This is a genomic window from uncultured Thomasclavelia sp., from assembly GCF_944324745.1.
Taxonomy (GTDB): Bacteria; Bacillota_I; Bacilli_A; order Erysipelotrichales; family Coprobacillaceae; genus Thomasclavelia.
This window is the reverse complement of record NZ_CALUXO010000053.1, coordinates 23426-46899: the sequence shown is the minus strand read 5'-3', so window position 1 is coordinate 46899 and position 23474 is coordinate 23426. Positions and strand designations below refer to the sequence as shown.

24 protein-coding genes are annotated in these 23474 nt (G+C 30.8%); 20 read left to right on the top strand and 4 right to left on the bottom strand.

Going from position 1 to position 23474, the window contains the following annotated elements:
- Window positions 1-160: 160 nt before the first annotated feature.
- Genes Q0K54_RS06810 through Q0K54_RS06795 form a run of 4 tightly spaced genes read left to right on the top strand, consistent with a single transcriptional unit; the run spans window position 161 to window position 3308 of the window.
- Window positions 161-775 (top strand): phosphatidylcholine/phosphatidylserine synthase, encoded by a 615-nt coding sequence (locus Q0K54_RS06810; protein WP_294579450.1) that lies wholly within the window; start codon window positions 161-163, stop codon window positions 773-775.
- Entirely contained in the window at window positions 772-1632 is an 861-nt protein-coding gene (locus tag Q0K54_RS06805; RefSeq protein WP_294579446.1) for a phosphatidylserine decarboxylase, read from the top strand. Before Q0K54_RS06810 ends, Q0K54_RS06805 begins: the two co-directional genes overlap by 4 nt.
- Before the next feature lie 13 nt (window positions 1633-1645).
- Entirely contained in the window at window positions 1646-2416 is a 771-nt protein-coding gene (locus Q0K54_RS06800) for a ParA family protein (protein WP_294579443.1), read from the top strand.
- A complete protein-coding gene (locus Q0K54_RS06795) occupies window positions 2406-3308 on the top strand; it encodes a ParB/RepB/Spo0J family partition protein (protein WP_294579440.1) in 903 nt (300 codons plus the stop codon). Before Q0K54_RS06800 ends, Q0K54_RS06795 begins: the two co-directional genes overlap by 11 nt.
- Window positions 3309-3425: 117 nt before the next feature.
- Here the strand turns inward: Q0K54_RS06795 and Q0K54_RS06790 are convergent, their stop codons facing one another.
- Window positions 3426-3887, bottom strand: a complete 462-nt coding sequence (locus Q0K54_RS06790; RefSeq protein ID WP_294579436.1) for a DeoR/GlpR family DNA-binding transcription regulator — start codon at window positions 3885-3887, stop codon at window positions 3426-3428.
- A 194-nt stretch (window positions 3888-4081) separates the two neighbouring features.
- On the opposite strand from Q0K54_RS06790, the gene Q0K54_RS06785 reads away from it, so the two are divergent.
- From Q0K54_RS06785 to Q0K54_RS06775, 3 genes are all read left to right on the top strand, one after another.
- Entirely contained in the window at window positions 4082-5479 is a 1398-nt protein-coding gene (locus Q0K54_RS06785) for an ROK family protein (RefSeq protein WP_294579434.1), read from the top strand.
- Between the two features lie 106 nt (window positions 5480-5585).
- Window positions 5586-6284: an ABC transporter ATP-binding protein gene (locus Q0K54_RS06780; RefSeq protein WP_294579432.1), complete on the top strand. Its 699-nt coding sequence runs from the start codon at window positions 5586-5588 to the stop codon at window positions 6282-6284.
- Window positions 6281-7834: a putative ABC exporter domain-containing protein gene (locus Q0K54_RS06775; protein ID WP_294579431.1), complete on the top strand. Its 1554-nt coding sequence runs from the start codon at window positions 6281-6283 to the stop codon at window positions 7832-7834. The genes Q0K54_RS06780 and Q0K54_RS06775 overlap by 4 nt, the downstream gene beginning before the upstream one ends.
- Window positions 7835-7853: 19 nt before the next feature.
- On the opposite strand, the gene Q0K54_RS06770 is transcribed toward Q0K54_RS06775, so the two are convergent.
- Window positions 7854-8438, bottom strand: a complete 585-nt coding sequence (locus Q0K54_RS06770) for a uracil-DNA glycosylase family protein (protein WP_294579428.1) — start codon at window positions 8436-8438, stop codon at window positions 7854-7856.
- Between the two features lie 221 nt (window positions 8439-8659).
- On the opposite strand from Q0K54_RS06770, the gene ascB reads away from it, so the two are divergent.
- The 9 genes from ascB to prmC all read left to right on the top strand — a co-directional run bounded on the left by ascB (window position 8660) and on the right by prmC (window position 17960).
- Window positions 8660-10135, top strand: a complete 1476-nt coding sequence (gene ascB, locus Q0K54_RS06765) for a 6-phospho-beta-glucosidase (RefSeq protein ID WP_294579427.1) — start codon at window positions 8660-8662, stop codon at window positions 10133-10135.
- A 69-nt stretch (window positions 10136-10204) separates the two neighbouring features.
- Window positions 10205-10594 carry a nuclear transport factor 2 family protein gene (locus Q0K54_RS06760; protein WP_294579425.1) on the top strand — a complete coding sequence of 130 codons (390 nt, stop codon included), beginning with the start codon at window positions 10205-10207 and terminating at the stop codon, window positions 10592-10594.
- 131 nt (window positions 10595-10725) lie between these two features.
- Window positions 10726-11292 (top strand): DUF2232 domain-containing protein, encoded by a 567-nt coding sequence (locus tag Q0K54_RS06755; RefSeq protein ID WP_294579421.1) that lies wholly within the window; start codon window positions 10726-10728, stop codon window positions 11290-11292.
- A 38-nt stretch (window positions 11293-11330) separates the two neighbouring features.
- Window positions 11331-13289 (top strand): DHH family phosphoesterase, encoded by a 1959-nt coding sequence (locus Q0K54_RS06750; RefSeq protein ID WP_294579419.1) that lies wholly within the window; start codon window positions 11331-11333, stop codon window positions 13287-13289.
- Window positions 13289-13735 (top strand): 50S ribosomal protein L9, encoded by a 447-nt coding sequence (gene rplI / locus Q0K54_RS06745; protein WP_294579417.1) that lies wholly within the window; start codon window positions 13289-13291, stop codon window positions 13733-13735. Before Q0K54_RS06750 ends, rplI begins: the two co-directional genes overlap by 1 nt.
- A gap of 12 nt (window positions 13736-13747) precedes the next feature.
- Window positions 13748-15124 (top strand): replicative DNA helicase, encoded by a 1377-nt coding sequence (gene dnaB, locus Q0K54_RS06740; RefSeq protein ID WP_294579415.1) that lies wholly within the window; start codon window positions 13748-13750, stop codon window positions 15122-15124.
- A 10-nt stretch (window positions 15125-15134) separates the two neighbouring features.
- Window positions 15135-15728: a thymidine kinase gene (locus Q0K54_RS06735; RefSeq protein ID WP_294579413.1), complete on the top strand. Its 594-nt coding sequence runs from the start codon at window positions 15135-15137 to the stop codon at window positions 15726-15728.
- Between the two features lie 298 nt (window positions 15729-16026).
- The gene (gene prfA / locus Q0K54_RS06730) at window positions 16027-17103 is read left to right on the top strand and encodes a peptide chain release factor 1 (protein WP_294579411.1); all 1077 of its coding nucleotides are present in this window, start codon (window positions 16027-16029) and stop codon (window positions 17101-17103) included.
- Complete coding sequence (prmC, locus tag Q0K54_RS06725) at window positions 17103-17960, top strand: peptide chain release factor N(5)-glutamine methyltransferase (protein ID WP_294579409.1); 858 nt, start codon at window positions 17103-17105, stop codon at window positions 17958-17960. The genes prfA and prmC overlap by 1 nt, the downstream gene beginning before the upstream one ends.
- A gap of 28 nt (window positions 17961-17988) precedes the next feature.
- Here the strand turns inward: prmC and Q0K54_RS06720 are convergent, their stop codons facing one another.
- Window positions 17989-18435, bottom strand: coding sequence for a hypothetical protein (locus Q0K54_RS06720; protein WP_294579407.1), 447 nt, complete (start codon window positions 18433-18435; stop codon window positions 17989-17991).
- Window positions 18428-18940 carry a CarD family transcriptional regulator gene (locus tag Q0K54_RS06715; RefSeq protein WP_294579406.1) on the bottom strand — a complete coding sequence of 171 codons (513 nt, stop codon included), beginning with the start codon at window positions 18938-18940 and terminating at the stop codon, window positions 18428-18430. Before Q0K54_RS06715 ends, Q0K54_RS06720 begins: the two co-directional genes overlap by 8 nt.
- Window positions 18941-19165: 225 nt before the next feature.
- Here Q0K54_RS06715 and Q0K54_RS06710 point away from each other — a divergent pair, with 225 nt between their 5' ends.
- The 4 genes from Q0K54_RS06710 to Q0K54_RS06695 are packed head-to-tail and all read left to right on the top strand — an operon-like array spanning window position 19166 to window position 23195.
- Window positions 19166-19540: a YbaN family protein gene (locus tag Q0K54_RS06710; protein WP_294579404.1), complete on the top strand. Its 375-nt coding sequence runs from the start codon at window positions 19166-19168 to the stop codon at window positions 19538-19540.
- Complete coding sequence (locus Q0K54_RS06705) at window positions 19533-21269, top strand: ABC transporter ATP-binding protein/permease (RefSeq protein WP_294579402.1); 1737 nt, start codon at window positions 19533-19535, stop codon at window positions 21267-21269. Before Q0K54_RS06710 ends, Q0K54_RS06705 begins: the two co-directional genes overlap by 8 nt.
- Window positions 21253-22899, top strand: coding sequence for an amino acid ABC transporter ATP-binding/permease protein (locus Q0K54_RS06700; protein ID WP_294579401.1), 1647 nt, complete (start codon window positions 21253-21255; stop codon window positions 22897-22899). The genes Q0K54_RS06705 and Q0K54_RS06700 overlap by 17 nt, the downstream gene beginning before the upstream one ends.
- Complete coding sequence (locus Q0K54_RS06695; protein ID WP_294579399.1) at window positions 22899-23195, top strand: nitrous oxide-stimulated promoter family protein; 297 nt, start codon at window positions 22899-22901, stop codon at window positions 23193-23195. Before Q0K54_RS06700 ends, Q0K54_RS06695 begins: the two co-directional genes overlap by 1 nt.
- The last annotated feature ends 279 nt before the right edge of the window (window positions 23196-23474 follow it).

The following is a 23474-nucleotide window of genomic DNA, read 5'->3' as shown; positions in this document are numbered from 1 at the left end:
AAATATTTAAAGTGATATTGGGAAAATTTTAGCCAAAATAGTATATTAATTTTTCTTAAGTTAAGATGATGATAAACCTAAATTTAGCTTAATTTTAATACCGGATTATTTAAATCTGTGCTATACTGTTTTTGGTAAAAATTAATTAGGGAGTAGAAAAATGATCGGATATTATAGTTATACGGTTATTCTTACATATCTATCACTGGTCTTTGCCATGGCAGGAATCCATCTATCTTTTAATGGTATGTATCAGTGGGCATTTATTTGTTTAATTATGTGTGGTATTTGTGATACTTTTGATGGTATGGTAGCTCGCAGTAAGAAAAACCGGACAGAAGAAGAAAAGAAATTTGGTATTCAAATCGATTCACTGTGTGATTTAGTTGCTTTTGGAGTTTTTCCTGCTATTTTAGGATATAATGTTGGTCTAAGTTCCAATGCCTGGCTGGCTATTGAAATTTTTTATGTGCTTGCTGCGGTTATTAGGTTAGCTTATTTTAATGTTCAAGAAGAAATCCGGCAACAGGAAACAAATGAAAAGCGAAAATTTTATCAGGGACTACCAGTGACAACATCTTCATTTATTTTGCCACTGGCATATGCGTTTCGTTATGTTATTTTTGGGTTAGATTATATTTATGGAACATTGATGTTAATTATTGGTATTTTATTTATTGTAGATTTTAAAGTTCCTAAAGTACAGTCTAAAGGTTTAGCTGCTTTGGGAGTTTTAGTGATTGTCGAATTAATACAGATAGTGGTGATGAAATGATTGTAGTTGATCGTTCAGGAAATATTCAAACTAATGGTGAAACACAAAATAATTTTTTAAAGAAACTTTATGGCACATTTCTTGGTAGATGTGCTTTAAAAATTCTTGTTTGTAAATTTATCAGTGACCTTGGTGGTTTTTATATGAATTCATGGTTATCTAAACATCAGATTAAATCATTTATTCAACATAATAACATTGATATGTCACAATTTGAAAAACAGGAATATCGTAGTTATAATGACTTTTTTACTAGAAAAATAAAACCAGGAAAGCGTCCTTTTTCGACAGATGATAATGTTTTAATTAGTCCTTGCGATGCTAAGCTTTCTTGTTATTCAATTGATCAAAATTGTCGAGTTGAAATTAAAGATACCAGTTATTCACTTTCAGAAATTTTAAATGATGAAAATCTAGCTCAGGAGTATTTAAATGGATATTGGTTAGTATTTAGATTGACAGTTGATGATTATCACCGGTATAGTTATATTGATGATGGCAAAATAATTAAAGAAGAGTTTATCAAGGGAAGGTTTCATACAGTTAATCCAATTGCCAATGATTATTTTCCAATTTATAAACAAAATACGCGTAGTTATACTATTATCGAAACTAAAAATTTTGGACAAATTGTTCAAATGGAAGTCGGAGCGATGATGGTTGGCCGCATAGTGAACTACGCTAAAAAGATTTGTCATCGTGGTGAAGAAAAAGGTTATTTTGAATTCGGGGGTTCGACAGTAATCATTTTATTGAAAGAAAACCAGGTTGTAATTGATGAAGATATTATTAAAAATACTATTAATAATCGAGAAACAGTAGTAAAATTAGGAGAGACTATAGGTAAGAAGGAATGAAGGAGGTCAAATAATGACAAGAGTAATTGCAATTACAAATCAAAAGGGTGGTGTTGGTAAGACGACGACTAGTATTAACTTAGCGGCAGCTTTGGCTAATAATAACTATCGTGTTCTTCTTATTGATATGGACCCTCAGGCAAATGCAACACAAGGTATCGGTATCGACCGTGATAACATGGAATTATCTACTTATAATATCATCGTTGATGAATGTGATATGAAAGATGTTATTGTTCCTTCATATATTGCAAAACTTGATGTTGCTCCAGCTAGTATTGATTTAGCTGGTGCTGATTTGGAATTGGCTAATGTAAAATCTGGTCGTGAAAAAAGACTAAGAAAAGCATTAGATAAAGTTAAAAAAAGTTATGATTATGTAATTATTGATTGTCCACCAGCCTTAGGATTATTAAATACCAATGCTCTAACAGCTTGTGATTCAGTATTAATTCCGGTTCAATGTGAATATTATGCTTTGGAAGGATTGACTCAATTATTAAACACAATTTTATTAACTCAAAGTGTATTCAATCCTAAATTAACAATTGAAGGAATATTGTTGACCATGTTAGACCAAAGAACTAATCTTGGGGTTGAGGTTTCTCAAGAAGTACGTAAATATTTTAAAGAAAAAGTATATAAAACAGTTATTCCTCGTAATATAAAGTTATCAGAAGCCCCATCTGAAGGGTTAGCAATTTTTGATTATGATAATAATTCAGAAGGAGCTCGTGCTTATCGAGAATTTACAAAAGAGGTGTGTAAACGAAATGCCAAATAATAATAAAACTAAGAAAAATACAACACCTAAAAATAAACGTTTAGGAAAGGGACTTGATGCGATTTTTGGTGGTGATATTACGACTTTGATCGATGATATTGAAAATAATACCCCACTTTCAAAACAGGTACTAGTACCGCTAGATGAAATCAGACCAAATCCTTATCAGCCAAGAAAATTGTTTGATGAAGAAAAACTCCAGGAGTTAGCTTCATCAATCAAAGAACATGGGGTTTTCCAGCCAGTAATTTTAAAATCATCAATTCAAGGTTATGAAATTGTTGCTGGTGAAAGAAGATGTCGTGCCGCTAGAATGGCTGGGTTATCTAATATTCCAGCTATTATTGTGGAATTTACTGATCAACAGATGATGGAAATTGCTTTACTTGAAAATATTCAACGTGAAGATTTAAATGCAATTGAAGAAGCACGAGCTTATCAACAATTGATGGAACGGCTAGATTTAACACAAGAAGAACTAGGAAAAAGAATTGGAAAATCACGAAGCTATATTGCTAATACATTAAGATTGTTACAGTTACCTGAGAAAATTCAAAACTATGTATTAGAAGGAAAGCTGACGATGGGTCACGCACGTTGCTTAATTACTTTAGAAAAAGAAAGAGCAGAAAGTTTAGCTGATCGCTGTATTGAAGAAGGTTTATCCGTACGTGAAGTTGAAAATATTGTTAAAGGAATTGAGCTGCAAAAAAGCCGTAAAAAACAGCCTAAGGTTGAAAAACCAAAAGAATATAAATATGTTGAAGATATTTTAAGAAAGAAATTTAGAACAAAGATTAAAGTTGATGATAATACATTAACAATAAAATACACTGATATTAAAGATTTAAATCGTATTTTAGAATTAATGGGAGTAATTGAAGACAGTTAGGGATATCTATTTTGATATCCCTTTTTATTTGGCAACAAGAACATTAATCTGGTTTTCCTGACAAATAATAAAACTGTTAAATCTGCACATGATTGAAATGCTTGTTTAGGGGCAATGTCATAATTCACTATGACGTTGGTGGACATAACTAGCGGCATCACTACCATAAATACTACCGTGTTTATAATTGTAGGTATCACAAGTAATTTCATTAGTGCTTTCTTTAGCTAAAATCTGGGCAATCGAGACATTATTAGTTAGAACATGTAAATTAATTTTGTTAGCTAATTGTTTGGCAAACCATACAACAACTAATTCAGTCGCTTTTTTACCAATTTTAATTTTTTCATCACTATTAAAATTAGTTCGATAGTCCCCTGAAACAATCATGTGATCTTGTAAAATAAATGAAGCCCCACCATAAGTTCTTTTTAACAAAACTTCATTTTCTAATTCATTTAAATCTCTTCTAACAGTTGCCAAACTGACATATAAAAGTTGGGCTAATTCTTCAATAGAGATGTATCCTCTAGCATTTAAAGCTTCAATAATTATATCCCGTCGTATTTTTGGTATCATAATCTCACCTTCTATGATTGATTTCAATCATATTATAATTGTATTAATGCTTGTTTTTTACATATTTCGCTAAATATTGATAGAAGATAAACAACGGTTATAATTATAAGTAAAGAAATAAAGTAAAAATAGTTGTTAAATACATCATTTTTTAAAAAAACATGATAATATATTTTAAAGTGGGGTGTTATTCAATGGATGAATTTTTACGGGAGATAAATGCTACAGTATTTTGGCAATATATTAAAAATTATCACTATAAAAATAACATGCAGGTAGAATTACAGGAAAAAAGTGTTGTCATTAAAACAGCATATAGCCATAGTGAAATCAATAGTTATGATCTCCAAATCTTTGAATTTAAAGTTTTTAATACTTATAAAAATGAAGATGAATTTTATTTACATTTTCAAATGAAAAACATGAAACATGCATTAGAGCTATTTGAAGAAATGCTGGAGATAATCGAAACATTGGTCCAAAAACCTAAAACAAGAGTATTACTTAGTTGTAGTGGTGGATTAACTACGGGCTTTTTTGCCATGAAATTAAATGAATCAGTTAAGATTTTAGATGAGGATTATTTATTTGATGCCATAGCTTTTGACCAGTTAAAAAATGTTGCTAAAGATTATGATATCATTTTATTAGCACCACAGATATCTTACCAACATGCCAAAGTTCAAGAGCAGTTTCCTAATAAAATAGTTTTAAAAATTCCAACTCGTGTTTTTGCTAAATATGATACTAGTAAAATGCTTAATTTGATTGCTAAAACACGGATAAAAGAATATAAAAAGAAACATGAGGACTTAACGCTAGGTGAAATAACACGAAAACATGGCGAAATTCTTACTTTGGCACTTATAAGAAATAGTGTTAGAATTCATGTTGGTTATCGGTTATTTGGGCGTAATAATGATATTTTAGAAGATGGGGAGATTATTAAAACGTATTTAACGATTGATGATATTTGTGATGTGATTGATACGATGATGCTGCATCATAAACATATCGATGCGATTGCCATAGCGACTCCAGGGATAATTAATGATGGTATTGTTGATACGATGAAATTAGAGGGAATGGATGATGGCACTAATATTAAAGCCGCTTTGAAACAACGTTATCGTCAAAAAATTATTTTATGCAATGATGTTAATTCAGTAGCAATAGGTTATCATGCCTGTCAAAATACTTATCATAATATATCAGTTATTTTTCAACCAGTTGGAACTAATGCAGGAATCGGTAATATTATTAATGATCGGCTTCATGTGGGAAATCATTCTTTAAGCGGTGAAGTCCAATATATGCCGTTAGTATTATCTAAGAGTCGTTTTGAATTAAATAAAACAGCTGAAGGAACGGTTGAATTATTAGCACAGATAGTTTTATTGTGCACCGTTACGGTAGCTCCAGAACTAGTGGTTATCTGTAATGGGCTTTTGGATGTAAATAAATTAAAAAAAGAGCTGTATAAATATTTACCAAAGGATTATTGCCCTAAAATTGTGAAGATTGATTACCTCCAAGATTATAGTTTTATTGGCAGTTTTATACAGGCCATTCGTGAATGTGATGGTGACTAGCGACTTATCTTTTTGATAAGTCGTTTTTCTTAATAAATATTAATAAAACAGTTATATACTTCTTGATTGGCTTTTTCTATAATGATAGTAAAGGGAGGATCGATATATGATTGAAGTGATGAATCTGACTAAAAATTATGATGGTTATCAGGCGGTAAGTAATGTTGATTTAATTGCCAAACCCGGTAAAATTACAATTTTATTGGGTCCAAATGGTGCTGGAAAATCAACAACTATTAAAAGTATTGCCAATTTGGTAGCTTTTGATGGGGAAATTAAAATATGTGGCTATTTTAATGATTCTATCGAAGCTAAAAAATGTTTTGGCTATGTGCCAGAAACCCCAGTTTTGTATGATGTTTTAACAGTTTGGGAACATATCGAGTTTATTGGAAGTGCATATCGAATTGAAAATTATCAAGAAATTGCCAATGAATATTTAGAGTTATTTAAATTGCAGGGAAAAAGAAATAATCTGGCAAAAGAGTTGTCTAAGGGAATGCGCCAAAAGTTGAGCATGCTTTTAGCTTTGATGATACAACCTAGAGCATTATTGGTTGATGAACCGATGATTGGATTAGATCCCTCTAGTATTGAAAAAGTTCTGGAAATTTTTAAACGGATGAAAGAGCAAAATTGTGCAATTTTGATTAGTACCCATATTATTGACATAATTGATGATATATTTGATGAAGCTTATATTATGGATAAAGGGAAAATCGTTAATCATGTAACTAAAGAAAATCTGCAAAATGAATCATTAAAAGAATATTTCTTTGAGTCAACGGATGGTAATGAAGAATGAAAGTTTTATTTAAATTATGGTGCTTAAAAGCTAAAGCGGCTCTTAGAAATCTTTTTGCCAGTAAAGCAGCAGGAATAACAGTAATTATTTGTGGTTTGTTCTATTTAATGGCAGTAGTAACCCTATTAAAAAATACCTCAGCAATGATAAATGATGATCCTTATTTACATGTAATGATCCTTGTTTATATTGGTTTTTTGGCGATATTAATCTTTTCATCATTTTTAAGTTCAAGAAAAGCTTTGTTTTATGGAGAAGATGCATTTTATTTGTTTACGGGGCCTTTTACTAGAAAACAAATAATGATTTATTTAACATTACAGACGGTATTACAAGCTTTGCAATTTACTTTGATTACTTTAATGGTTTTATTGTCATTTGCTTTATTTGTTTCAATTACCTATACTTTTCTTTTTATAACAATTTTAGTTTCTATACTTGCTTTTTTCAGTTTTTCTATCTTAAATGATTATCTTTATGTGTTATCGATTGGTGATAAGAAATATCGAAAATATGCCAAAATCATTCCAGGAATAATTATTGGCATAGTTGTACTTATCTTAGGAATTGTATATTTACAAACCGGCAATTATAAAAATTTATTAATGAATTTTGCTCAATCAGACTTATTTTATTTTGTGCCAGTCTTTGGCTGGATCAAGTTGGTATTAGTTGCTTATGTTGAAAGTAATATCTTAATGATGCTGTTAGGTTTAGCTTTATTGCTTGGTTTTATGTTGATAGTTTATTTAGCATTTATTAATTATCGTGGTGATTTTTATGAACAGGCATTAATAGATGGTTTAGAATTTTCTAAAGCATTAAAAGCAGTTCGGCAGGGGCTGCAACAATCAATTAATAATCAAAAAGTTAAAACCAAAATTACTAGTGGCTTTTTACCAGGAGCTTGGGCACTGTTATCAAAAAATTTCTTGATTATGCGTAAAAGTAATGATTTTTTCAATAAAAATGATTTAATTACTTTAGGAATCTATATTGGATTGACTATTGGATTAGACTTTGATTTGGACTTATTTGTTTATTGGATTATTCTTTGGGTATTTAGTGCCATCAAACAATCACAGTTAAGCCGTGATTTAAAAAATTATCAGATTTACTTAATTCCTGATAAGCCGTTTAATAAACTAATTGCAGTAATAATTCCAACGTTTATTAAAATATTTGTTTATGCTTTTTTAGCTTTTTTAATTGTGGGAATTTACTATCAGCATAGTCTTGGGGTTATTATGACTTATTTTACCACGATTTTAGGTTATATCGCTATTTTTGTAAGTGGTTCGGTTTTATCATTAAAAATCTTTAAAGATCGTTCATCTGGTCTGTTAGAAGCCATAATGCAAATGGTTGTGATGATTGCTGGAGCTATTCCTAGTTCAATTATATTAGCGATTGTCTTAATTCAAAGTAATTCAGAGACTGCTTTAGTTTTAAGCAGTTATGTTAGTTTAGTTATTAATCTATTGATTAGTTTTTTAATACTTTATTCTTGTCGTAAGATGATGAACGGCTGGGAAATAGCCAGTAAATAAATATCTAGAATATCCCTAACTATTGGGGATATTCTATTATTTCATTAACTAATTGTTGTAATACGGGGATAACATCTTGTTCAAACCAGGGATTTTTGGCATGCCAGCGAAAGTTTAACGGGCTAGGATGGACAATTGGAAAATATTCCGGTAAATATTCTTGATAGTGATAAACAGTTTCAGTTAAATTTTTATATGTTTGATTTTTTAAATAATGGTCAATGGCATATTTACCAGTTAAGATCGTTAATTGAATTTGAGGCATTAACTCTAAAAATAAATGATGATATTTTTCACTAATGAATTTTCGCGGTGGCAAATCGCCAGTTTTTCCTTTTCCAGGGTAATAAAAATCCATCGGTAAGATCGCAATCTGGTTAGAATAAAAAATATTTTTATCAATTCTTAACCACTGCATTAGTTTTTCACCAGATTTATCATTAAAAGGAATAAATGTTTTGGCAACATGACTGCCAGGAGCTTGACCGATAATTAAGATTTTAGCATCAGGGCTAACTTGATATACTGGTGGAATCTGTTTGCTGGTATAGCTTTGATTATGAGGATCATTAATAATTAGTTCGTGTATTTTTTTTAGTTCCATTTGATAACTCCTATTGATTATATTAGTTATTATTTTACCGATTAATATGATAAAAGCAATTAATGTGATTATCGCTTTATTATAACTAAGGATAAGGGGAATTGGCTGCTTGTTGATCAGGGCTATGAATAAAAAGTTGTTTCATGAAGTGAAATAACTAAATGAAAAGATGATAAAAATGTTAATATTTACTTAGATAAAGTTATGGAGGTATATAATTAATGACAAGACAATTTCCTGAAGGTTTTTTATGGGGTGGTGCTACTGCTGCTAACCAAGTAGAAGGTGGCTGGAAAGAAGGCGGAAAAGGAATTTCAGTATCTGATTGTGCTCGTTCGCATTTAGATGTTGATGTTCAAGATTACGCTAAACAAAATGAAATAAGTAGTAAAGAGATTGAAGAAGCGTTAGCAACTGATGATGAAACTTTATATCCAAAACGCCATGGTAGTGATTTTTATCATCATTATAAAGAAGATATCAAAATGTTTGCGGAGATGGGATTTAAAGTATTTAGATTATCAATTGCCTGGACCAGAATTTTTCCTAATGGTGATGATGAAACACCAAATGAAGAAGGATTACAATTCTACGATAATGTCTTTGATGAATGTTTAAAATATGGAATCGAACCATTAGTTACAATGTCCCATTATGAACCACCAATTAATTTAGTTTTAAAATATAATGGATGGTATAACCGTAAATTAGTTGGTTTCTTTGAAAAATTTGTTAGAACGATCTGTACTCGTTACAAAGATAAAGTAAAATACTGGCTAACTTTCAATGAAGTTGATAGTATGATCCGTCATCCATACACTACTGGTGGTTTAGTTAGAGATCGTTTCCCTGAAGATGTTAATTGGAATCAAATTATTTTCCAATCAATGCATCATCAATTTGTCGCTAGTGCTCTAGCAACAAAAATATGTCATGAAATAATTCCTGGTTCAATGGTAGGATGTATGTTGACAAAATTAACATATTATCCATATACATGTAAACCTGAAGATGTTCTTCAAGCACAACAAGATATGCGTAGTACTTATTGTTATAGTGATACTCAAGTATTTGGAGAATATCCAGCTTATTTATTAGCTAAGTTTAAAAACGAAGGGGTTGAAATCGTTAAGGAACCTGGTGATGATGAACTAATGAAAAATTATCCGGTTGATTTTGTTTCATTTAGTTATTATTCAAGTAGTTGTGTTGCTAAAGATGACAAAGGTTTAAAGAAAACAGCTGCTAATACAATGACCGCAATCAAAAATCCATATATCCCTTCAAGTGATTGGGGTTGGCAAATTGACCCAATTGGTTTAAGGGTTTCAATGGTTGATTTATATGATCGTTATCGTAAACCATTATTTATTGTTGAAAATGGTTTAGGAGCTAAGGATGTAGTATTACCTGATGGTACGATTGATGATCAATATCGAATTGATTATTTTGATGCCCACTTTAGAGAAATGCTTAATGCGATTGAAATTGATGGTGTTGAATGTTTAGGTTATACATCTTGGGGATGTATCGATTTAGTATCAGAATCAACTAAACAAATGTCAAAGCGTTATGGATTTATTTATGTTGATGCTGATGATTATGGTAAAGGAACATATAAACGGATTCCAAAGAAGAGTTTCTATTGGTATAAAAAAGTAATTGAAACTAATGGAGCTTGTTTATTTGAAGACTAGAATATCCTATTAGGATATTCTTTTTTTTAAAATATGATATAATTTTGATAAATAAGTGGGGTGAAAATAATGGATGATTATAAACAAATTGAGCTGTTAGTAAATAATTATATCAAAGCTATTAGCAGCCAAGATAAAGATGATTTTATGAATTTATGGACCGGGAAAAATAATACTTTGATATCGGTCATTAACAAATATGAGGGACTTGAAAATATTTATCAAGATTTTTTAATTGGGTCGATTCAAAAAAATTATGCCAAAATTGACTTGATTGCCCAAGATTTAGAAATTAAGTTTATAACTAATGAGCTGGCATTAGTTATTTTTGAATATCGAACAGAATGTATTAAAAGAGATAGCAATGAAGAATATGGAATTCATGGACTAGAAACTCAAGTCATTCAAAAAATAAATGGTCACTGGAAAATAGTTCATTTACACTATTCAAAAGAATAATTAGTTTTGGGAAAATATAGACGATATTTTCCTTTTTTTGTTGTAATTAGACAACTGAAGTGGAATTGATGAAGGAATAAGATTATGATATAATCATAAAAAGTTTTATCAAAATCTTGAGGAGGCTTATTATGAATCATCAACGGATCAAGATGCTGACTAGTGGCGCAATGTTGAGTGCATTATTTGGTGTTTTAGGGATCATTAATCTTTATACTGGCAGTTTATTTGATATCGTATTTGCCTATGTAATGGTTGTTTTTTTAGCCTATTATACTTATAAGTATGATTATCAAGCTGGATTAATGGTGGTTTTGGCAGCATTTGTTGTCTTGTTTTTAGTTGGTGAAATGTTTTTTACTTTCTTTACTAGCTTTACATTAATTTTAGGAGTGTTTTATGGCTGGTGTTTAAAACGACAAAAAAGTTTACGTTTTAGTAAGTATGGAATGATTATTTTATCGGCGATAAAAAATCTAGTAATCTTTTTTGTTTTAGGTACGTTATTAGGAATTAATGTAATGCAAGAAGGATTGGAAATATATCAGGGAATAATTGGAATGATACCAGTTTTAAAAAATATTATTAGTCCAGAAATTACGTTTGTTTTATTGTGGATCATAATGTTTTTTTGTGAATCTTATATTATTAGAGTATATTCCAATCTATTGATTGTCAAAATGATGAAAAGAAAGTGAAATTAATGTATAATGGTATTGCTGTGAGGTGATGATAAGTGACAGTAAAAATGATACGTTTAAGAAATTTTGGCGCAATTCTTTTAGCAATTGAAAGTGTTTTGGCGTTATTTTTATATTTATTTGTTTCAAGTAATTTCTTATTTTTCATGTTATATGCCTGGATTAAAAATGCTGTTATTATTGGTTTTATCTTATATGCTTCAAGTATTGCTCATGAAAATAATTTAAGTGTCAGTGAAGCATTAAATGATGAGGCAAAAAACGCTTTTATCTTTGGTGGCGTTGGTTTGATTCAATATGATGAAAGTCGTAATATCACCTGGATTAGTGATTTATTTACTGAATTAAAATTAGATATTGTTGGAAAAAAACTACTTGAATGGCAACCACTATTAGCTTCACTATTTGAAGATGATGATATTAAAGTTATTGATATTAATTCGAGAAAATATGAAGTATATAATAGTAAAGAAAAAAGATTATTATATTTAAAAGATGTAACTGATTATACCGCAGTTAGTAAAGAGTTTGTTGACCAGCAAATTGCTGTTGCCTATATAACAATTGATAACTATGAAGAGTCAATTGAACAGGCTGATGAACAGACTGTTGCTTCAATTCAATCAACTACAAGACAAGTTATGCTTGATTGGGGCAAGGAAAATGGTGTAGTTTTAAAAAGGTATAAAAGCGATGGCTATTTTGCTATTTTCAACGAAAGAACTTATCGTAAACAAGTAGAAGATAAGTTTAGAATTCTCGATTATTTTAAAGAAAAAGCCGATGAATTAGGCCAAATGATGACTCTATCAATTGGGATTGGTCGTGGCAGTAATATTTTAAGGGAGCTAGATCAAATGGCCTTTTCAGCTTTATCGTTGTCTTATTCACGTGGTGGGGATCAGGTAACTGTTAAATCTAGTGATGAGCCAATTCGTTATTTTGGTGGTAATACTGAAAGTACCGAAAAATCTAATAAAATCAGAGCTCGAGTAATAGGTCAAACTTTGGCAGGATTGATCAAACAAGCCGACAATGTTTTTATCATGGGGCATAAGCAATCTGATTTTGATTCTTTTGGAGCTTCAATTGCAATGTATGCAATGGCTAAAGCTTATGAAAAAGAAGCCAAGATTATTATTGATAATGATTCATTAGAGGAAAAAACAGCGGTTGTGGCTAAAAGTTTACAAAGTGATGGGCGGTATCGTGGTGTTTTTATTTCCCCACAACGGGTCGATGATTTTAAGCGCCCACATAGTTTATTAATTAGTGTTGATAATCATAAGCCTTCTTTAGCCATCGATGGTAATGTATTAGATATTATTCAAAATAAAGTTGTTATTGATCACCATCGTCGTGGTGAGGAATTTATTGATTTACCGTTATTAACATATTTAGAGCCTTCAGCTTCTTCAACTGTCGAATTAATTGTTGAGTTGTTTGATTATCAAAAAGAAAACATTAATGTTACAGAACGGGAAGCCACAATTATGTATGCTGGAATGTTGATTGATACTAATTATTTTAAAACGCGAGTTGGAACGAGAACATTTCAGTCTGCTGCTAAATTAAAAGAAATGCAGGCAAATGTTGGTGAGGCTTATAAATATTTAGAGGATGATTATGATACGACCTTAACTAAATTATCAATTACTCAAACAGCCTACCGTTTTGGTAAAAATATTTTAATTGCTTATGGAAAACAAGATAGTATTTATAGTCGTACTTTACTAGCTAAAGCTGGAAATGAGTTATTAGGTATTAGTGGCATAAAAGCGGTATTTATTGTTGGAAGAACTGGTAAAGAGGAAATATCAATTAGTGCCCGTGGAACTAAAGAATTTAATGTTCAGTTAGTAATGGAAAAGTTAGGTGGTGGGGGACATTTTACAATGGCGGCCTGCCAATTAAAATATGAAGATATTAAAATGGCAATCAATGCTTTAGAAGAAGCAATTGATGAATATTTAGATGAAAGGACGAATGATTAATGAAAGTTATTTTATTACAAGATGTTAGAAAATTAGGGAAAAAAGGTGATGTTGTTAAAGTTGCCGATGGTTATGGACAAAACTATTTAATTAAAAATAAATTAGCAGTTATGGAAACAACAGTTAGTCGTAAAATAGTTGAAAGTGAAAAAGAAGCAGCACATGAACAAGATCTTCAAAATCAAGCTGATGCTAAAGCTTTAGCCAAAAGACTTGAAGAAATTACTTTAGAGTTTACTTTAAAATCTGGTAAAGAAGGTAAAACTTTTGGAAGTGTTTCAACTAAGCAAATTGTCCAACAATTAAGAGAAAAATATGATATTAAAATTGATAAAAGAAAATTTGTTGATGCACACCCAATTGGAGCATTAGGATATACAAAATTAAAGGTGGATTTATATAAAGGAATTATGGGAACAGTGACTGTTCATTTAAAAGAACGTTAGGAGACAATTACTATGGCTGGTCGTGAATATCCTCATGATATCGTAGCAGAAAGATCGTTATTAGGAGCGATGCTGATATCTAAAGATAAGTGTATTGATATATTAAATAAAGCAGTAGAAGATGACTTTTATGAAAATAGTCATCAAACTATTTTTAAAGCGATGTCTGATATAAATGATGCCGGCAGTGTTGTTGATGTTACTACCGTAACTTCTTATTTAATGGATCATAATTTATTGGAAAAAGTTGGTGGCGTTGATTATTTATTACAGCTAAGTGAATCAATACCAACCGTATCTCACAGTGATCATTATTTAAAAATGTTACATAATAAAGCAACGTTGAGAAAAATAATTCGGGAAACAACGCGAATAGCCGAAGCAGCTTATGATGATGTTGAAGATGTCGATGCTTTTATTGATGATACCGAAAAAGCAATTTTAAATGTGACCCAAGAACGTAATGCTGGTGAATTTCGTGATATTCGAGGAGTAATTAGAAGCGTAACCGATCGTTTAAATTTATTACAGAAAGTAGAAGGAAATATTTCTGGAGTTAAATCGGGGTTTCGAGATCTTGATAAAATAACATCAGGTTTTCAAAAAGGCGATTTGATTATTTTAGCGGCTCGTCCAGCAATGGGGAAAACCGCTTTTGCTTTAAATATTGCTCATAATGCTGCCTATAAATCAGATGAACCGGTAGCTATTTTCTCACTAGAAATGCCAGCTGAACAGCTGGTGCAAAGAATTATCTGCTCTATGGGTGGGATTGAAGGTTCAGCAATTAGAACTGGTGAAATTTTAAAAACTAATGCTAATAAATATTATGCAGCAGCAGAACGAGTTTCAAAATGTAATTTATATATTGATGATAGTCCGGGAATTAAGATCAATGATATCATTGCTAAAAGTCGTAAATTAAAAAGCGAACATGGTTTAAAGATGATCGTTATCGATTATTTGCAGTTAATTACAACTGCTTCTAAAAATCGTGAAAGTCGACAACAAGAAGTATCTGATATTTCTCGAGCTTTAAAAGCATTGGCCAGAGAGTTGGAAGTACCGGTAATTTCATTATCACAATTATCACGTTCGGTAGAACAACGCCCTAATAAACGTCCGATGTTGTCGGACTTACGTGAATCTGGAGCAATCGAACAAGATGCCGATATTGTTTCCTTTATCTATCGTGAAGACTATTATAAAAATGTTGAGGAACAAAACGAAAGTAACAGTGGTTTAACGGAAATTATTATCGCTAAACATCGTAATGGGGCTACTGGTGAAGTTAATTTAGCATTTGAAAAAAATTACAGTCGTTTTTCTGATTTGGCTCAAGTTGGTCCTGATGGTACGGGTGAAGGCGTTCGTGATTTAAGAAGTTAGGAGTGGAAAGATGTATCATTTATTTCGTGATGGCTGGATTGAAGTAATTTGTGGTTGTATGTTTGCCGGGAAAACCGAGGAACTGATTCGAAGAATCAATGTTTTAAGCTATGCTAAAAAAGAAATCGTCGTATTTAAACCTAAAATTGATAATCGTTATTCTGATAGTGAAATTATTTCACATTCAGGAGCTCATGTTCCTTGTTTAGTGGTCAAAAAAGCTCAGGATATTTTAAAAAAGGTCAAACCAGAAGTAGAAGTGGTTGCCATTGATGAAGTGCAATTTTTTGATGAAGATATTATTGAAGTATGTGAATATCTGGCTGATAAAGGACTAAGAGTTATGGTTGCTGGATTAGATAAAGATTTTAGGGGCGAATCATTTGGGGTAATGCCTGAATTATTAACTAGGGCAGAGTTTGTTACTAAGCTAACGGCAGTATGTGCTAAATGTGGAGCACCAGCAACTAGAACACAACGTTTAGTTAATGGTAAACCTGCTGATTTTGAAGACCCAATTGTTTTGGTTGGAGCTAAAGATCACTATGAGCCACGTTGTCGGCATTGTCATCAAGTTAATAATAAACCATATAAATTTAGATAAAGATTAGATGAGAAAATCATTTAATCTTTTAATTTTTGTCATTAAAAGGATATAATAAGTAGTTAATTAGAAAAGATTACAAAATTAAAGACAAGTTACATCAGTAACTTGTCTCTAGTTTTTATGATTAAAGGGAGGGTAGTTTTCTTACTACACTTATATAATAAAGTAACTTAGTGAACTCAATGTGAACTAAAAAAATTTTTTATTAAAAAAAATGACGATTAAGCCAACTAAAAATTTATTTTGCTTATTTAGACGCTTTATTATATAATATGATAGGTTTGGAGGTATTGTCATGAATGAAAGCATGTTAGAACGATTAAAAACAATGGAAAATAGATATGAAGAATTAAGTCAGATGTTGATGGATCCTAATATTGGTAGTGATATTAAAAAAATGACTGAAGTCACTAAAGAACAAGCTTCACTTCAAAGCGCCTACGATTTATATCAAGAGTATAAAAAGATTGAAAAAGGAATTGAAGAAGCTAAAGAGTTAACTAAGGAAAATGATCCTGAAATTAAAGAAATGGCAAAAATGGAATTAGCTGATTTAGAAGATAAATTACCTGATCTAATTCATAAATTAGAAATTGAATTAATTCCTAAAGATCCTAATGATAACAAAGATGTTATTATGGAAATTCGTGGAGCTGCTGGTGGTGATGAAGGAAATATTTTTGCCGGTGATTTATATCGGATGTATGTAAAATATGCTGAATCACAAGGTTGGAAGATTGAAGTTATGGAAGCTGATCCAGCTGAAGCTGGTGGTTATTCTTTAATTTCTTTCATGGTTAAAGGTGAAGATGTTTATGGTAAATTAAAATTTGAATCGGGTTCACATCGGGTTCAAAGAGTACCAAAGACAGAAACTCAAGGTCGTGTTCATACTTCAACAGCTACAGTTCTAGTTATGCCAGAAGTTGAAGAAGTTGATGTTGAAATTAATAAAAATGATTTGAGAATTGATACTTATCGTGCTAGTGGTGCTGGAGGACAGCATATTAATAAAACTGACTCTGCAGTCCGGATTACCCATTTACCTACGGGAATAGTTGCTGCCAGCCAAGATGGTCGTTCACAACACGATAATAAAGATAAAGCGATGAAAGCTTTAATTGCACGTATTTATGATTATTATCAACAGCAACAAAATCAACAAGTTGATAGTGAACGTAAAAGTAAAATCGGAACAGGGGATCGTGCTGAAAAAATTAGAACTTATAACTATCCACAAAACCGAGTTACTGACCATCGAATCGGTTTAACAATTCAACAGTTAGATCGAATTATGGAAGGTAAATTAGATGATATTATTACCGCTTTAATTAATGAAGATCAACGTTTAAAAATGGAAGGACAACATTAATGGCCACAGTCAAGGAGTTAATCAAAACGGCAGAAAGCAAACTTGATGAAAATTATCAAGATGTAAATGCGGCTAAAGTTTTATTCTATCATTTAGCTAATAAACAGCCTCATGAATTATATCTAATGTATGATCAGGAAGTTGAACCAGAATTGGAAGCTAAGTTTTTAGCTGGGATGGAAGAATATTATCAAGGGAAACCAATTCAATATATTATAGGAATGGAAACTTTTTTTGGACGGGATTTTATTGTCAACGAAGATGTTTTGATTCCTCGTTATGAAACAGAAGAATTAGTTGAAAATATCTTGTATCGAATTGATGATTATTTTAATGATTATCAGACAATTAGTCTTTGTGATGTTGGTACTGGAAGTGGGGCGATTGCCATCAGCTTAGCTTTAGAAGAACCAAAAACAAAAGTTTATGCCAGTGATATATCTGATAAAGCAATCGCAGTAGCTAAAGAAAACGCTGCAAGATTGCAGGCTAATGTAGATTTTATGGTTGGTGATTTATTAGAACCATTATTAGAAAAACAAATTAAAGTGGATATCTTTGTTTCTAATCCCCCATATATTCCTAATAATCAAGAAATTGAAGCAATGGTAAAAGATAATGAACCGCATTTAGCTTTATTTGGTGGTAATGATGGCTTATATTTCTATCGGCGAATTTTTAATGAAGTAAAGCCATTATTGAATCATCGAGCATTATTAGCTTTTGAAATGGGGTTTGATCAACGAGAATTGATGGAAGAAGCTCTAGCAACCTATTTTCCAAACGAACCTTATGAAATCATTAAAGATATGAATGGTAAGGATCGAATGTTATTTATTTATCATAATTTAAAATAAAACCTATCAGGCTCACCTGATAGGTTTTTTAAAATTCCAACACTTTTTCATTAATATAGGCTTCTACTGTATCTAATGGCATTTTTAAACTAACGGCAACTTCTTCATGAAAGAGATTTTTAGCTAAATGATAGTATTTTTCTTCATAATCATGATATTTGTTTCTTTTACGACGGAGATAAACCGATTTAATAATTTTAATTAAATCAACCTCATCAAAAGTACTGATTGTTTTTTGATAAATTTCCTGACGATACTTCTCATTTTCAATTTGTAATGTTCGAATATAAGGAATTCGTTCAATGACTTCATTAATTTGTTCTACTGTTGGTAGAGCTTTAATAATTTGTTTACTGGTGACTTCAATAGTATCCTGGCTGGTAAATGAAGTGAGCGTATATTTGTCCTGATTGTTTTTGATGATTTGATAGACGTGATAATTATTTAAGATGACACAATCATTAATTTTATACATCGCTATTTTCCTCATTGATTGTATTAATAATAAATGGAATTACTTGGTCTGGCTTAATGTTTAAAACAGTTGAAAATTCATCATATAAAATTTTTTCACAAGTATCTAAAAATTGTTGATCTTGGACATGGAAGTTTTTGCCACTTTTAAGTTTTTCTTCACGATGTAAATAGAGAGTTTTAATTAACTTAACTAGTTGTTCGTGATCACCGTTGATGATAATATTATTATATTTTTGCTTACGAACATTTTTATCTTCAATCCAGATTGTTTCATTATCAGGCATGGCTTTAATTAACTTATAAATATCTTCTTTAGATAGTACCCGTCGCATTTTCGAAACTGCCTGATTGTTATCAACTGGAATAAAGATCTTAATGTGTTGATCTTGAGGCTCTAAAACATAATATTGTTTATCTTCTCCTTTGATTTGTCTAGTTACAATATCTGTTATCTTACAAACACCTTCGCGACCATATAAAAAAGAATCTCCGATTTGATACATTTAATCATCTCCTTAGAAAATAAAAGTGCGGTCTGTAACTGGACTTACGTTATCCAAACCGCACGTTAACTACTTTTATTTTACCATTAAAAAATTAAAATTTCATATGTTAATTTTAAAAAAAGCTCGGAAACATTTATTATTTTAGTTGCAAAGATTCGTTGATAATGTTAAAGTTAGTCTGGTATAACTAAGTTAGTTTGATATAACAAAAAGGAGAAAACGATGAAATACTTATATTTTGGATTAGGCTTAATTGCAATGGTATTAGGGATGATTGGGGTGTTTTTACCAATCTTACCAACAACACCATTTTTATTGTTAGCGATGTTCTTTTTTACCAAGAGCTCTAAGCGCGCTAAAATCTGGTTTGAGGGAACAAAGCTATATCAAAATCATTTAGATAGTTTTGTTCAAAGAAGATCAATGACTTTAAAAACTAAAGTAATGTTATTAAGTTTTGCCAGTACTATGCTATTAATTGCTTTTTTAATGATGAACAATATTTATGGAAGGATCGTGATTGTTCTATTAGTAATCTTTAAATATTATTATTTTACAATGAAGATAGCGACAATCAAAGAAGTAAGAAATGATTAATAAAAGATTAGTTAGTTATTTAAAAGAAGATAAGAAATATATTTATCTGCAAGTTTTGATGCAGTGGTTAGGCTTAATATGTCAAATAATTATTATTGCCATTACAGCTTCGATGATTAATGATATTTATCAAAAAAATGTCATTAGTTCTTTAGAACTTAAAATAGTTACGATTGTTGTTTTGATAATTATTAAAGGAATTTTTACTAAACAAACAGCAATTTTATCATTTAAAGCGGCTAAGAGTATTAAAGGAAAATTACGGAGTGATATTTATAAGAAAGTCTTAGTTTTAAATAATCACTATCAAGAAGTAATTAGTAAGGCATCATTAACACAGTTAATGAGTGAGGGTGTAGAACAGCTAGAAACTTATTTTGGAAAATACTTGCCACAGTTTTTCTATAGTATGTTAGCGCCAGTTACTTTATTTGTAGTTTTAGGACAAGTTGAATTTAAAGCGGCATTAGTTTTATTTATTTGCGTCCCATTAATTCCAATATCAATTGTTCTAGTTCAAAAGTTTGCTAAAAGATTATTAAGTAAATATTGGGGCCTTTATGGAAATTTAGCAGATCGTTTTTTAGATAATGTTAGTGGTTTAACAACTTTAAAAGGTTATCGTGGTGATAAAAGTAAACATTTTGAAATGAATGAAGAAGCCGAGCGTTTTCGAACAATTACGATGAAAGTGCTAGTAATGCAATTAAATTCCATAAGTATCATGGATTTGGTTGCTTATGGTGGGGCGGCAGCCGGAATTATTTTATCATTATATGCTTTTTATCATCAGGAAATCAATTTAGGACAGACTTTTATGATGATCATGCTTTCAGCGGAGTTTTTTATACCATTAAGATTGTTAGGATCTTTTTTCCATATTGCTATGAATGGTAATGCAGCCAGTGAAAAAATCTTTAGATTATTAGATACTCCTGTTGTTACAAAAGCTAATCAAGAATTAAGTGAAGTTGTTAATATTAAAATGCAGAATCTTTCATTTGCTTACGATAAAGAATTGGTTTTACAAGATATCAATATTTTAATAGATGAACCAGGTATTTATGGAGTGGTTGGAAGTTCTGGAAGTGGTAAAAGTACGATTGCTAAGTTATTAATGGGATATTATGATCATTACCAGGGTTCTTTAACTTATAATGATTGTGAAGTTCGAGATATTAGACATGATAGCTTGATGAAACAAATCACTTTAGTAGAACATGATCCATATATTTTTGCTGGAAATGTTCGGTCTAATTTATTAGATGGTAATTATCAGGCAACTGACGAACAGTTAATCAATGTTTTAAAACAAGTTAATTTATGGAATTATTTTAGTCAATTAGAGGGCTTGGATAGTGAAATTGAAGAACGTGGTAATAATCTTTCTGGTGGTCAAAAACAACGCTTAAGTATTGCCAGGGCGTTATTACATGATAGCCATGTTTATATCTTTGATGAGGCAACGAGCAATATTGACATTGAAAGTGAAGAAATTATATTAACTGTAATTGAAAAAATGAAAGAAGATAAAATTGTTATTTTAATTAGTCATCGATTAGCTAATGTCATTAACTGTAAACGAAATTTTGTTTTTAGTCATGGGCGTTTATCAGGTACTGGCAGCCATCAGCAATTGATGGAAAATAATGATGATTATTATCAATTAGTGATGACACAGCAAAGAATTGAAAATTATGGAGGAAATACAAGTGAAAAAACGAAGTAATATTAAAGTTGTAATTAGCTTGATTGCCCTAGTTAAGTCAATGCTGTTAATCATGTTTATCGCTATTATTCTAGGGGTATTAGGTTATCTGGCAGCTATTTTCTTAACAGTTATTGCCGGGGAAATAATTTTAAAAATTATTGATCGTCAAAGTTTTATTAATTTAGGCTATTTATTGATTATTTGTGGTGTAGTTAGAGGCTTTTTACGCTATGGTGAGCAATGGTGTAACCATTTTATTGCTTTTAAATTACTAGCAATGATTCGTGATATTGTCTTTGGAAAATTAAGAACGCTAGCTCCGGCAAAACTTGATGGTAAAGACCGGGGAAATTTAGTAGCGATGATTACTAGTGATGTCGAGTTATTAGAAGTATTCTATGCCCATACCATATCACCGGTGATGATTGCTTTGATCGTTTCAATAATTATGGTGGTATTTTTAGGTACCTTCCATTTATCGTTAGCCTTGTTAGCGCTAGTAGCTTATCTGGTTATTGGTGTAGTAATTCCTGTTATTATCAATCAGATATCTCAAGATAAAGGATTAGAGTATCGTAATGATTATGGAAAATATACTAGTTATGTTTTAGAAGCAGTTCATGGTTTAAGAATTGTTGATCAATTTACACGAGGTAATAAACGGTTAGAAGATATTGAAAGAAAAAGTACTAATTTAAATTATCAAAATGAATATTTAAAACGTTTAGAAGGTCGTTTTCAAATGATTAGTGATGGATTAGTTAGTCTTTTTTCCTTGGCAATGTTATTATTGGCATATTATCTATATCGTCAAGGAGCTATTGGTTTTAATGGGGTAATTTTAAGTACAATTGCATTAATGTCATCATTTGGACCAGTTTTAGCTTTATCTTCATTAGCCCATAATTTAATTATCACTTTTGCCAGTGGTAATCGGGTCTTAGATTTATTGGAAGAATCGCCACAAGTTACTCCAGTAACTAATGGATATTCGGGAAATTTAGGTGATATTGAAATAAAAAATCTATCATTTAGTTATCAGGATGATTTGATTTTAGATAATATTAATTTAACGATCAAACCAGGTGAGATAATTGGAATTCAAGGAAAGAGCGGTAATGGAAAAACGACGTTGTTGAAGCTATTAATGCGCTTTTATGATCCAACTAGTGGTGAAATTTTGATCAATCATCATAATATTAAAGAATGGAATAGTGATTCTTTGATTGGACTGATGAGTTATGTAACACAAGATACATATGTTTTTAACGATAGTATTAAAAATAATATCAAGTTAGGTTTAGATGTTGACGATGCTAAAGTAGTGGATGCTTGTCGTAAAGCTAATTTAGATGAATTTATCCAATCATTACCTGATGGTTATGAAACAATGATAGGTAGTCTTTACCAGTCATTATCTGGTGGTCAATTACAGCGTTTATCATTAGCACGAGCTTTTTTACACAATACGCCAATGATTTTATTAGATGAACCAACTAGTAATTTAGATAGTTTAAATGAAGCATTAGTATTACAGGCGTTAAGTGAAAATAGTGCCGGTAAAACAATCATCATGGTTAGTCATCGACCTTCATCATTAAAAATTTGCCATCGCATTATTAAGATTGAACGGGGGCGACAAAGCTAATGACGATCGAGCAGGAAAAAGAAATGATTACTTTAATGATTGAAATGTATGAAAAAGGCAATCATGAGGATTTGACTGAGTTAAAAAATTATGCTTACCAAAGAATTGATCGCTGTCCCCGTAAAGCTGAAAAAACTTTTTGTTCCAGCTGTCCGATCCATTGCTATGCTCCAAGTTATCGACAAAAAATTCGTGAAGTCATGAAATATGCGGGACCAAGGATGATTTATAAGCATCCGATTATTGCTATTAGACATATGATCAATACTCTGCAAGCCAAAAGAGGTAAGAAATAAGTTCTTACCTCTTTTACATAAATAAAATTATTCTTTTAAAAGACCGATTATTTTATGTTTTTATATTTTTTTTATTAGTAGCTACCAGCTATATTACAATCATCTAACCAGCTGACCTAATTATATCAAGATACATTTTTAAATAAGCAGATTAGCTTTAACTTTTATATTTGATTTGATATAATTGGCAGATTGCTTACCATTTAATTAACAGTTTCGATAGCACGATGAATTAACAATGCAACAATATTATAAACAAAAGACATTAAAGTAAATTAA